We start from the raw sequence: 12,044 nt of genomic DNA on the forward strand, positions 1-12,044 counted from the left end.
CCAGCCGCCCGCGCCCGCCGCTGCCCCGCAGGCCCCCGCGCCCGCGGCCCCGCGCCCCGGAGCGTGGCCCTCCGCCGCCGCGCCCGGGTCGCAGGAAGGCCGGCCCGGTGCCTGGCCCTCCGCGTCCGGCCGGCCCGCCGCACCGGCACAGCCCGAACCGTCGTCCGTGCCCGCGCCCGCCCCGGCCGCCGCGTCACCCGCGGCCGCACCCGCTCCGGCCGCGGGACCGGGCATGGCACAGGGCGCCGCGCAGGTGCGGAACATGTGGCCCGACATCCTGGAGGCGGTCAAGAACCGCCGCCGCTTCACCTGGATCCTGCTCAGCCAGAACGCGCAGGTGGCCGGCTTCGACGGCACCACCCTCCAACTGGGCTTCCTCAACGCCGGCGCCCGCGACAACTTCGCGAGCAGCGGCAGCGAGGACGTCCTGAAGCAGGCGCTCGCCGAGCAGTTCAACGTGCAGTGGAAGATCGAGGCGATCGTCGACCCCTCGGGCGGCTCCGCGCCCCCGCCGGCGTCCGGTGGCGGCGGGGGCTACGGCGGCAGTGGCCACGGCGGCGGTGGCTTCGGAGGCGGTCGCCCGCCCCAGTCACCCGCGCCCGCCCCGCAGGCCGCACCCCGCCCCGTACAGCAGGCACCGCAGGCACAGGCGCCCCAGGCGTCCGCCGCGCCGGCCGGCGGGGCGCCCGCGCAGGAGCCCCCGCGGGCCCCGGCGGCCCGGCAGCCGGTCAGACCCGAGGACGACATGCCCGAGGACGACGACCCCGACCTCGTCGACTCGGCGCTCTCGGGCCACGAGCTGATCGTGCGCGAACTGGGGGCGACGGTGGTGGAGGAATACACGAACGAGTAGCCGGGGCGTCCTCGGCGGCCCGCACAAAGGCCGCGCCGCCGTTCGGGCTACCCTGACTGGCGTGAAGGTCCTCGTCATCGGCGGCGGCGCCCGCGAACACGCCCTGTGCCGCTCACTTTCCCTCGATCCCGACGTCACCGCTCTGCACTGCGCGCCCGGCAACGCCGGAATCGCGGAGGTCGCCGAGCTTCACCCCGTCGACGCCCTCGACGGCGCGGCCGTGGCCCGCCTCGCGACCGGCCTGGAGGCCGATCTGGTCGTCGTCGGTCCGGAGGCGCCGCTCGTCGCCGGTGTCGCCGACGCCGTACGGGCGGCCGGCATCCCCTGCTTCGGCCCCTCCCAGGAGGCCGCCCTCCTGGAGGGCTCCAAGGCGTTCGCCAAGGACGTGATGGCCGCCGCCGGCGTGCCCACGGCCCGTTCGTACGTCTGCCGGACCCCCGAAGAGATCGACGAGGCGCTCGACGCCTTCGGCGCCCCGTACGTCGTCAAGGACGACGGCCTCGCGGCCGGCAAGGGCGTCGTCGTCACCGACGACGTCGAGCAGGCCCGCGCCCACGCCCGTTCCTGCGACCGCGTGGTCATCGAGGAGTTCCTGGACGGCCCCGAGGTCTCCCTCTTCGCGATCACCGACGGCACGACCGTGCTGCCGCTCACCCCCGCCCAGGACTTCAAGCGCGCGCTCGACGGCGACCAGGGCCCCAACACCGGCGGCATGGGTGCCTACTCCCCGCTGCCGTGGGCCGACCCCAAGCTGGTCGACGAGGTCATGGAGAGCGTCCTCCAGCCCACCGTGGACGAGCTGCGCCGCCGCGGCACGCCCTTCCAGGGCCTGCTGTACGCGGGGCTCGCCATCACCTCGCGCGGCGTGCGGGTCATCGAGTTCAACGCCCGCTTCGGCGACCCGGAGACCCAGGTGGTCCTGGCCCGCCTGCGCACCCCGCTCGCCCGTGTCCTGCTGCACGCCGCCGACGGCACCCTGGACAGCGAGCCCCCGCTGACCTGGCGCGACGACGCCGCCGTCACCGTGGTCGTCGCCTCGCACAACTACCCGGACACGCCGCGCACCGGCGACCCGATCGAGGGCCTCGACGAGGTCGCGGCGCAGGACGAGCCCCACGCGTACGTCCTGCACGCCGGGACCGCGCGCGACGGCGACGCGATCGTGAGCGCCGGCGGCCGCGTCCTGTCCGTCACCGCGACCGGGAAGGACCTCGCCGAGGCCCGGAGCCGGGCGTACGCGGCGGTCGGACGCATCCGGCTCGACGGCTCCCAGCACCGTACGGACATCGCGCGCAAGGCCGCCGGGGAGTGAGGCCGGGAGTGAACCGCGCGGTTCGCTGAACCGTCTGCACCTTTGCCCAAAGCCATTCCATCGAGTGACGGCTGAGCCATCCGGATGACGCCTGCCGGTGCCCCAACTAGGGTGCCGCGCAAGCGTTCCGGCACTTGGCCCACCGGCATTGCGATGTCAGTGGCGGGTGCCACAGTGGGTGAGTGACCGACACCACCGCGAGGCAGTCCGCCGCAGGGCAGAAGGGGGTGACGTACGGCCGTGTCCGATTCCGGTACTCGTTTCGGGATGGGTGAGGAGCGGGGTGCGCGGGCCGCGTGCGCCCACGCCCTGGCCGTGCTGCGGGTCCGCGGCAGGGCCCTGGCCGTGGCGTCGCTGCCCGCCGCCTTCGCCGTCGTGCTGCTGGCCGGTGGTGGCACCGGCCACCTGTCCGGCGCCGGCTGGGACGCCGCGCGCTGGGTGGTGTCGGTGCTCGCGGTGGTGGTCCTGGTGGCCGCCGCGGCGGTCGCGGCCGTCATCGCGCGCGCCAGGCCCGCCCTGACGCCGACGGTGGAGATCCCCGAGGCGTCCGCCCCCGACCTGTACCGGATGGTGCAGGACCTGGCGGGGCGCCTCGACGTGCCGGTGCCGTCGGGCATAGCGCTGACCCCGGACTGCGACAGCTGGCTGGAGGACCGGACGCACCCGGCGCACGGCCGGCCGGCCGTCCCGGGGGTGCACCGGTCCGACACCCCGCCCGTCCTGGTCATAGGGTCACCGTTCCTGTGGTGGATGCGGGTCGCCGAGCTGCGGGCCGTGCTGGCGCCCGTCGTCGCCGGCACCGGACCGTCCGCGCACCCCGACATAGCGGCCGCCCGCCGTTTCGTGCGCGGCCTGGACGCGGCGGTCGCCGTGGCGGACCGGCCGGGACTCGACCCGGTGCGGCGCCTGGCGGCCCGGCCCGTCGGCGCGGTGGTGCGGGTGCTGCTGCGCGGCTGCCGGGGGCACGCCGCCGAGATGGAGCGGGGCGTGGCGGCGGCCGCGTCGGAGCGGGCGCAGAACGTGGACTACGGCCTGCGGATCGTCGCCCAGGAGCAGGTCGGGCTGGCGTACGCGGGCTGGGACCGGCTGCTGACCCGGGTGGCCCTGCCCGCCTGGCGCATGGGCCGCTGGCCCTCCCGGCTGGACGCGGGCGTCGTCTCGGCGCTGACCGAGCTGTCCAGGCGCGACCGGCTGGCGGAGGGCTTCACCTCCCGGCTCGGCGAGCGCCCGGCGTGCGACCTGCTGGAGGAGCCCGGGCTCGTCGACGAGGCCACCTCGCTGCTCGCCGCCCGCCTCTTCCACGGCGGGCCCGCCGAGGGCGGCCCCGACTGGGCCCCGGTGGACTGGCAGCAGTACCCGGACGAGGTCGTGGACCGCAAGTGGCGTACGGAGGCGGCGCGCCTCCACCGGGTCCTCGACCGTCTCGGGGTCGACCGGGACGCGGAGGCGACGCTGGCCCGGGTGATGGACCACCTGTCCACCACGCGGACCGGCGAGGCGCTCGCCGCCGCGATCACGGCCGAGATGTCCCGGGAGGCCACCGCCCGGCCCCCCGCCGCCGAAGCGGCGCCGGAGGCGCCCGGGACGGGAGCGCGCGCCGGCCACGAGACGCCGGCCGGTGCCGGCCACGAGACCCCGGCCCCGGCCCCGGACGCGGAAGCCGGAGGCCGGCCCGCGCAGGTGCCGACGGCCGCCCCGCAGCAGCCCGGCCCCGCCCCGCAATACGCGTCCGCCGGCCCCGAGGAACCGATCCGCCCGCAGCCCGGACCGCAGTCCCGCCCGCAGCCCGGACCGCAGTCCCACCCGCAGCCCGGACCGCAGTCCCACCCGCAGCCCGGCCCCGGGCCCGCCGAGGACCTGGCGCCCGCCCCGAAGCCCGCCCCGCCGCCCATATCCGTCCCCGGCGACCTGGACCACGCCGCCTGGGGGCCCGGCGGGGACGCGCTGCCGCTGTTCCCCCTCCAGCCGCCCCGCAGCGGCCGCGAGCTGCTGGCCGACCACGTGACCGCCATGGTGTGCTGCGCGGCCGTCGACACCGCGGGCGCCGCACCGGGACTGGACTGGCTCGACGGACCGACCCTCCTCGTGGGCGGGAAGCGCCACCCCGACCTCGCCGGCCGGGTCCTGAGCCTCATAGAGGACGCCGACCCGGAGCCCCTGCGCAGCTGGCTGGCGACCGTCGGCGTACGCCCCGAGAAGCCCGTGCGTCTCGTCTGACCGGCGGACGACCGGCGCACCCTGACCGGAATGCCACGATCCGTTCTCGCCGATTCACGACGAACGGTGACGGAGTGCGTGCGTTATGTGATGTGCTGGAGACCGGCACTGACAGTCGCGGGGGAGTCGAGGGAGGGGCGCATCATGGGGGCGGAGCAGATCCGGCGATGGGAATCGGGAGCCCTCGCCCATGCGGTCACGGACCCGTTCGGCCAGGGGCCGCTGCCCTGGCTCCGCGGCAGCGAGCAGTACATCGGCGACACCGGTCAGGTCGTCGCCTGGTACGCGGACCCGGCCCTCGCGCGCGGCGGCCACGGCGGCCCCCGCTCCGCCGACGACGTACGCCGTCAGATCAAGGGCTTCGCCTCCGCCGGAGCGGTGGCACCCGGCGAGGCGATCGACTTCCACATCACCGTGGACCCGCCCCAGCAGTTCTCGGTCGACATCTATCGCATCGGTCACTACGCCGGGGACGGCGCCGCCAAGATCACCACCAGCCCCCGTCTCTCCGGCATCGTCCAGCCGCCCCCGCTGACCGCGGACCGGACCGTCTCCTGCCACCACTGGTGGCTGTCCTGGCGGCTCCAGGTCCCCTCGTACTGGTCGATCGGCGCGTACGTGGCCGTCCTCACCACCCTGGACGGCCACCGCTCCCACATCCCGTTCACCGTCCGGGACAGCCACCCGGCCGACCTGCTGCTGCTCCTGCCGGACATCACCTGGCAGGCCTACAACCTCTACCCGGAGGACGGCCGCACGGGCGCCAGCCTCTACCACGCCTGGGACGAGGACGGCCGGCTGCTCGGCGAGGAGGACGCCGCGACGACCGTGTCCTTCGACCGTCCCTACGCCGGCGCCGGCCTGCCCCTGCACGTCGGCCACGCGTACGACTTCATCCGCTGGGCCGAGCGGTACGGATACGACCTCGCCTACGCCGACGCCCGCGACCTGCACGCGGGCCGCATCGACCCCACCCAGTACCGCGGCCTGGTCTTCCCCGGCCACGACGAGTACTGGTCGCTGCCCATGCGGCGCACCGTGGAGCGGGCCCGGGACCAGGGCACCTCACTGGTGTTCCTCTCCGCCAACACCATGTACTGGCAGGTCGAGCTGGCGCCGTCGGCCTCCGGCGTCCCCGACCGCCTCCTGACCTGCCGCAAGCGCCGCGGCCCCGGCAAGCCCGCCCTGTGGCGCGAGGTGGACCGCCCCGAGCAGCAGCTGCTCGGCATCCAGTACGCGGGCCGGGTCCCCGAGCCGCATCCGCTGGTCGTCCGCAACGCCGGGCACTGGCTGTGGGACGCGACCGGCGCCGGCGAGGGCGACGAGCTGCCCGGCCTGGTCGCCGGCGAGGCCGACCGGTACTTCCCGCGCACCGCCCTGCCCGAGCACCAGCGGCGCATCCTGCTCGCCCACTCCCCCTACCGGGACGGCGAGAACCACGTACGCCACCAGGAGACCTCCCTCTACCGGGCCCCGTCCGGCGCGCTCGTCTTCGCCTCCGGCACCTTCGCCTGGTCCCCCGCCCTGGACCGGCCGGGTCATGTCGACCTCCGTATCCAGCGCGCCACGGCCAACCTCCTGGACCGCATCTGCAAACGGGACTAGAACGCAACAAGGCGTCCCGTCCCCGGCACCCACAGGCACCGACCGGTACCCGCGGGCACCCACCGGGACCCGCCAGAGAAATCCCTTCGAAGATCCTTCCCGACCATCCCGTGCGATCCGCGAGACCCCTAGCCAAAGCCCGGCCCCGCATGCGGGAGAATCGGAGCCGATTGGACAGAACCACGGGGAGGAACCGTGTCCGGATTCGTCGAAAAGCCCGAGCCCCTTCAGGTCCCGGGCCTGGTGCATCTGCACACCGGCAAGGTGCGCGACCTGTACCAGAACGAGGCGGGCGACCTCGTCATGGTCGCCAGCGACCGCATCTCCGCCTACGACTGGGTGCTGCCCACCGAGATCCCGGACAAGGGCCGCGTCCTGACGCAGCTCTCGCTCTGGTGGTTCGACCGGCTCGCCGACCTCATCCCCAACCACATCATCTCCACCGACCTGCCCGCGGGAGCCCCCACCGACTGGGCGGGCCGCACGCTGATCTGCCGCTCGCTGCGGATGGTCCCCGTCGAGTGCGTGGCCCGCGGCTACCTCACCGGCTCCGGCCTGGTCGAGTACGACGAGTCCCGTACGGTCTGCGGCCTCGCCCTCCCCGAGGGCCTCACCGACGGCTCGGAACTCCCCGCGCCGATCTTCACCCCGGCCACCAAGGCGGCCGTCGGCGACCACGACGAGAACGTGTCGTACGAGGAGGTCGCCCGCCAGGTCGGTGCCGAGACCGCCGCCCAGCTGCGGCAGTCGACCCTCGCGATCTACTCCCGCGCCCGTGACATCGCCCGGGACCGGGGGATCATCCTCGCGGACACCAAGTTCGAGTTCGGTCTCGACGACAGCGGCCTGGTCCTCGCCGACGAGGTGCTGACCCCGGACTCCTCCCGGTTCTGGCCCGCCGCCTCCTGGGAGCCGGGCCGCGCCCAGCCGTCGTACGACAAGCAGTACGTGCGCGACTGGCTGACCTCGCCGGCCTCCGGCTGGGACCGCAGGAGCGAGCAGCCGCCCCCGCCCCTGCCGCAGCAGGTCGTGGAGGCGACCCGGGCGAAGTACCTGGAGGCGTACGAGCTGCTGACCGGCAACGCCTGGCAGTAGGCGCACGAAGAAGCCCCCCGGCCGACCGGCCGGGGGGCTTCCGTCTGAGCGGACGACGAGGCTCGAACTCGCGACCTCAACCTTGGCAAGGTTGCGCTCTACCAACTGAGCTACGTCCGCATGCGCCGTGGCGCGAGACCACTATACCCAACCTCGCTCCCGGGCGAGACGCGCCGCCGTATGACGGTTCTCCGCCCCCAGCTTCGACACGGCGGAGGACAGGTAGTTCCGTACGGTTCCCGGCGACAGGGAGGCCCGCTCCGCGATCTCCGCGACGGGTGCCCCGTCCATGGCCAGCTCCAGCACCTCCGCCTCGCGGGCGGTCAGCGGCGAGTCCCCCGCGGAGATGGCGTCGGCGGCCAACTCGGGGTCCACGTAACGGTTCCCGGCGTGCACGCTGCGGATGATCTCGGCGAGCCGCTGGGCGCTGACCGTCTTGGGCACGAAGCCCCGCACCCCCGCCGCGAGGGCCCGCTTGAGGTGCCCGGGACGCCCGTGACCGGTCACGATCATGGTGCGGCAGCCGGGCAGTTCGGCCCGCAGGGATGTGGCGACCTTCACACCGTCGGCGCCCGGCATCTGCAGGTCCAGCACCGCCACGTCCGGCCGGTGCGCCCGCGCCATGGCGAGCGCCTCGGGACCCGACGCGGCCTCCGCGACCACCACGAGGTCGTCCTCCAGCCCGAGGAGGGCGGCCAGAGCACCGCGTATCAGGTGCTCGTCGTCGGCCAGCAGTACGCGCACGGGGGCGGTCACCGCACGACCCCCGCCCCCGCCGCCGCGACCGGCACCCGGGCGGTCACCCGGAACCGCCCGCCGCTCACCCGCCCCGCCTCCAGGGTCCCGTCCAGCGCCGCGAGCCGTTCCCGCAGCCCGGCCAGGCCCGTGCCCGGTCCCTCCCCGGCCACCGCACCCGCGCCGCCACCGGCGACGTCCGCACCACCGCCGGCCCCGTCGTTCTCCACCACCAGCACCGCGCACCCCTCCTCCGGGCCGACCGCCACGGACACCGACACCGACACCGAGCACCGCCGGGCGTCCCCGTGCCGCAGCACGTTCGTGGTGCCCTCCCGTACCACCCAGGCGAGCGCCGACTGCACCCGCGCCGGCAGCTCCACGTCCGCGGACGTCACCGTGCAGGCGATCCCGGCCGCCGCCAACACGCTCCGCGCGCCCTCCAGTTCCGTGTGCAGATCGGCCTCCCGGTACCCGCGCACCACGTCCCGCACCTCCCGCTGGGACTCCTGCGCCAGCCGCTGCACCTCGGCCATCTGGTCCACCGCCGTCTCCGTCTTGCCGCGCCGGGCCAGCTGCACCGCCAGTTCGCTCTTCAGCGCGATCACCGACAGGTTGCGGCCCATCACGTCGTGCAGGTCCCGCCCGAACCGCAGCCGCTCCTCCGCGACCGCCAGCCGCGCCTGAAGCTCACGGGCCGCGTCCAGCTCCCACACGGCCCGCAGCAGCCAGCCCGAGAACCCGCTGGTCGCAGCCAGGAAGACACTCCCGATGACGACGCCGACAGTGAATCCGAGCACCTCCTCCGGCCGCAGCCCGAGGCCGAGGCCGACCACGGCCGTGCCCGCCCCCGCGGCCAGCACCAGACCGAGCATGTGCCGCGTCCTCGCCAGCCCCAGCACCACTCCGCCGATGCCGAAGGCCAGCGTCCCCACCACCATGGTGGCGGCGGCCTCCAGGCCACCCGGCCCACCGAACCGGAACAGCGCCAGCGCCGCCGCGGCCAGCACGCACGACGCCACCCCGTGCGCCACCATGAGCCGGTCCGGGCGAGCCCGCCGGCCCACGGTCCAGTCCAGGGCACGGGACGCCAGCACACCGCCGAGCACCGCGTGCGCGCCCACCAGCAGGAACAGCCACCCGCCCAGCGGCATCGGCGTCCGGCCCAGGACGCCGAGGCCGATCGACGCCACCTCCAGCAGCACGAACAGGTGGTACGACCAGCGGGTGTAGAGCTCGACCTTCTCCGGGTTGCTCCGCCGGCTCCACCACCCCGTCAGCCTCATGTCCCCCACCCCTCACAACCGGTTCAGCGCCGCGGCTCCCAGCGGAACCACCGCTGCACAGCAAACACCGAGATCACCGTCCAGGCCAGCGCCGTCAGCGCCGCACCCGCGAGCTCCCCCGCACCGCCCCCGCCGCCGAGCCAGCCGGCCCGTACGAGCGTCATCACGCCCGACAGCGGCAGCAGTTCGCACACCGAGGCCACCGTGTCCGGAAGCACCTCCAGCGGGACGAACAGCCCGGAACCCATCGCCGAGACGAGGAACAGCGGCATGGTGGTGATCTGCGCGCTCTCCACGGTGCGGGTGACCGCCGCCGTCGCCCCGGCCAGGGCGATCAGCATCACGATCCCCAACAGCACACCGCCGACCAGCAGTTCCGGCCGCTGCGGCGCACCCACACCGAGGAGCGCCACACCGGCCACCACGATCAGCGCGCTCTGCGCCACCGCGAGCACCACCGCCGGGAGGGCGGTGCCGAGAAGGATCTCCCGGTCGGACGCCTCGCCCGTGCGCAGCCGCTTGAGCACCAGCTCCTCGCGCCTGGCCACGTACGCGGAGACGAGGTTGAGGTACACGACGAGGATCAGCATCATCACGACGCCGCCGCTGAGCGCGGCCTCGACGGCGCTCATCCCGGCCCGGTCCAGGTCGACCCGGTCGAGGGAGGACCGCAGCACCCCCACCATCAGCACCGGCATCAGCAGCGCCGTGAACAGCGCGTACCGGTTCCGTACGAGGAGCGTCAGCTCCGCCCGCCCCAGCGCGCCCATGCGCGCCGTCGTCGTGGTCGCCATGTCACACACCCGCCGTTTCGTTCTGCGCGATCTCGAGGAAGGCCTCCTCCAGGGAGGCGGACCGGGCGTCGAGCCCTTCGAGCCGTACGTCCTGCTCCCGGGCCCACAGCAGCAGTTCGGCGAGCGCGTCCTGGAGGGTGTGGGTACGGATCTCGACGTGCCGCCCCGTCGCGGCGGCCCGCAGCGACAGGGGCAGCCGCGCGGCCGGCACCCCCTCCGGCAGGACGAAGCGGATGCGCGAGGGGCGGGCGGCCGTCACCTCGGCGGGCGTGCCGGCCGTCACGATCCGTCCCCGGTGCATGATCGCCAGCCGGTCGGCCAGCGCCTCGGCCTCCTCCAGGTAGTGCGTGGTCAGCAGCACGGTCGTCCCGGCGTCCCGCAGCCCGCGCACCAACTCCCAGGTGTCGCGCCGCCCCTCGGCGTCCAGCCCGGTCGACGGCTCGTCCAGGAACAGCACCTCGGGGTGGCCGAGGAGGGCCAGCGCGAGGTCGAGCCGCCGCTTCTCGCCCCCGGACAGCTGCTTGACGCGCACGGTGGACCGGCCGCCGAGACCGACCGCCTCCAGCGCCTCCCCGGCCGGCCGCGCGCCGGTGGTGCAGCCCGCCCACATCCGTACGGTCTCGGCGACGGTGAGGTCGGCGGGGAACCCGCCCTCCTGGAGCATCATGCCGATGCGCGGCCGGACGGCGGCGCGCTCGGTGTACGGGTCGTGGCCGAGGACCCGCACGGTGCCGCCGCTCGGGCGGGCGAGGCCCTCCAGCAGCTCCACCGTGGAGGTCTTCCCGGCCCCGTTCGTCCCGAGCAGGGCGAAGACCTCGCCGCGTGACACGGAGAAGGTGATCCCGGTCACGGCTTCGAAACCCCCGGCGTAGCTGCGCCGGACGTCCTCCGCCTCAATCACTTTGGTCATGCCTCAAGGCTTCCGCCGCCCACCGCGCGCGGGCAGGCCGCGCTGTCACCGGATGGCGATGACAAATGTCATCGGACCGGCGGAGGCCCGGGAGACCAGGGGAAGAGGGGGAACGCCGAAGGCCCCGGTCGTGATGACCGGGGCCTTCGTACTCTGAGCGGACGACGAGATTCGAACTCGCGACCCTCACCTTGGCAAGGTGATGCTCTACCAACTGAGCCACGTCCGCAGTGCTGCCGCTCGGCTTTCACCGGGCGGTGCGAACACCACTATATCTGATCCACTCCATCGGAGTGCTCGACAAGCGATGCAGAGCGGGTGACAGGAATCGCACACTGCGCCTTCCCCCTGGAAGGGGGATGTTCTACTACTGAACTACACCCGCACGCTCCGTGAGGTCCGGGGCCTTTCGGCCTCGCCCCTCGGCGTGATCCAGACTCTAGCCGATCACCCGGGGTGTTGCGCAACTCGGCTGCGCGGCGCCCTGTGGACGACCGCTCCGCCCGTGCGCTCAGCTCGCCTCGCGGAACGCCTCGTAGACCCGCTTCGGGATCCGGCCCCGGGCAGGGACGTCCATCTTGTGGGACTGCGCCCAGGCGCGGACCGCCGCCGGGTCGGGTTCGAGCGAGGTGTGCCGGTGCGGCGCACGCGGTCGGCCCGCTCCGCCGCCGCCGGCCCCGCCGGACGGCTGTCTGCGGCCGGCCTCCATGTACGGGGCGAGGGTCTTGCGCAGTTTCTTTGCATTGGCGGGATTGAGGTCGATCTCGTACGTCTTACCGTCGAGGCCGAAGGTGACCGTTTCCGCCGCTTCGCCTCCGTCGATGTCGTCGAAGAGCGTGACCACTACGCGCTGCGCCACGGATACCGGTCCTTTCCCTCTGTGTGCCGCACCGGGCTGTCAGGGCAGGGTCTGCCGTCCCGTCCGACGTGCGGCGATACCGGATTTACGGCTGTCGCTGAGCAATACTGCTTTCCTCTGTATTCCTTTGTACAGCGGAACGCGTGACATTGTGAAGCCCAGCCAATTGCACCAGCGTGTCCCACGGCAATCACCAGGGGGATTTTTTTGCGGGATTTTTCCCGCCGGTTCCGCGGGCGTTCTCGTCCGCTTTTGTAGGGTCCTCCAGATGTCTACTCGCGTAGATTTTGGAGACAGGTACGCTGAGGGAACCGCCCACGCAACACACCACCGGGAGTGCCAGTGGCACGCGTCGTAGTCGACGTCATGCTCAAGCCG

Annotated in this window: 9 protein-coding genes, 3 tRNA genes and 1 pseudogene; 5 read left to right on the forward strand and 8 right to left on the reverse strand. The window is 73.8% G+C overall.

What is annotated here, in order from left to right; all coding sequences use genetic code 11:
- From A4V12_RS27995 to A4V12_RS28015, 5 genes and pseudogenes are all read left to right on the forward strand, one after another.
- A pseudogene (locus A4V12_RS27995) lies at window positions 1–853 on the forward strand (DNA polymerase III subunit gamma and tau); the annotation flags it as partial.
- Window positions 854–914: 61 nt separating this feature from the next.
- A complete protein-coding gene (gene purD, locus A4V12_RS28000; protein ID WP_064072233.1) occupies window positions 915–2,165 on the forward strand; it encodes a phosphoribosylamine--glycine ligase in 1,251 nt (416 codons plus the stop codon).
- 267 nt (window positions 2,166–2,432) lie between these two features.
- Window positions 2,433–4,382, forward strand: coding sequence for a hypothetical protein (locus tag A4V12_RS28005; protein ID WP_064072234.1), 1,950 nt, complete (start codon window positions 2,433–2,435; stop codon window positions 4,380–4,382).
- A gap of 144 nt (window positions 4,383–4,526) precedes the next feature.
- Complete coding sequence (locus A4V12_RS28010; RefSeq protein ID WP_064072235.1) at window positions 4,527–5,987, forward strand: N,N-dimethylformamidase beta subunit family domain-containing protein; 1,461 nt, start codon at window positions 4,527–4,529, stop codon at window positions 5,985–5,987.
- A 195-nt stretch (window positions 5,988–6,182) separates the two neighbouring features.
- The gene (locus A4V12_RS28015) at window positions 6,183–7,082 is read left to right on the forward strand and encodes a phosphoribosylaminoimidazolesuccinocarboxamide synthase (protein WP_064072236.1); all 900 of its coding nucleotides are present in this window, start codon (window positions 6,183–6,185) and stop codon (window positions 7,080–7,082) included.
- Between the two features lie 47 nt (window positions 7,083–7,129).
- Here A4V12_RS28015 and A4V12_RS28020 read toward each other — a convergent pair.
- The 8 genes from A4V12_RS28020 to A4V12_RS28055 form a co-directional block, all read right to left on the reverse strand.
- Window positions 7,130–7,202: transfer RNA gene (locus A4V12_RS28020), tRNA-Gly, on the reverse strand.
- Between the two features lie 21 nt (window positions 7,203–7,223).
- Window positions 7,224–7,838, reverse strand: coding sequence for a response regulator transcription factor (locus tag A4V12_RS28025; RefSeq protein ID WP_064072237.1), 615 nt, complete (start codon window positions 7,836–7,838; stop codon window positions 7,224–7,226).
- Window positions 7,835–9,103 (reverse strand): sensor histidine kinase, encoded by a 1,269-nt coding sequence (locus tag A4V12_RS28030; RefSeq protein ID WP_064072238.1) that lies wholly within the window; start codon window positions 9,101–9,103, stop codon window positions 7,835–7,837. Before A4V12_RS28030 ends, A4V12_RS28025 begins: the two co-directional genes overlap by 4 nt.
- 23 nt (window positions 9,104–9,126) lie before the next feature.
- A complete protein-coding gene (locus A4V12_RS28035; RefSeq protein ID WP_064072239.1) occupies window positions 9,127–9,897 on the reverse strand; it encodes an ABC transporter permease in 771 nt (256 codons plus the stop codon).
- Between the two features lies 1 nt (window position 9,898).
- Window positions 9,899–10,807 carry an ABC transporter ATP-binding protein gene (locus A4V12_RS28040; RefSeq protein ID WP_064072240.1) on the reverse strand — a complete coding sequence of 303 codons (909 nt, stop codon included), beginning with the start codon at window positions 10,805–10,807 and terminating at the stop codon, window positions 9,899–9,901.
- 156 nt (window positions 10,808–10,963) lie between these two features.
- Window positions 10,964–11,036 (reverse strand) — tRNA-Gly (locus tag A4V12_RS28045).
- Window positions 11,037–11,120: 84 nt separating this feature from the next.
- Window positions 11,121–11,192 (reverse strand) — tRNA-Gly (locus A4V12_RS28050).
- 126 nt (window positions 11,193–11,318) lie between these two features.
- On the reverse strand, window positions 11,319–11,666 hold the full coding sequence (locus A4V12_RS28055) for a histone-like nucleoid-structuring protein Lsr2 (protein WP_079137399.1): 348 nt from the start codon (window positions 11,664–11,666) through the stop codon (window positions 11,319–11,321).
- Window positions 11,667–12,044 lie beyond the last annotated feature (378 nt).

The organism is Streptomyces noursei (genome assembly GCF_001646665.1).
GTDB classification, from domain to species: Bacteria; Actinomycetota; Actinomycetes; order Streptomycetales; family Streptomycetaceae; genus Streptomyces; species Streptomyces lavendulocolor.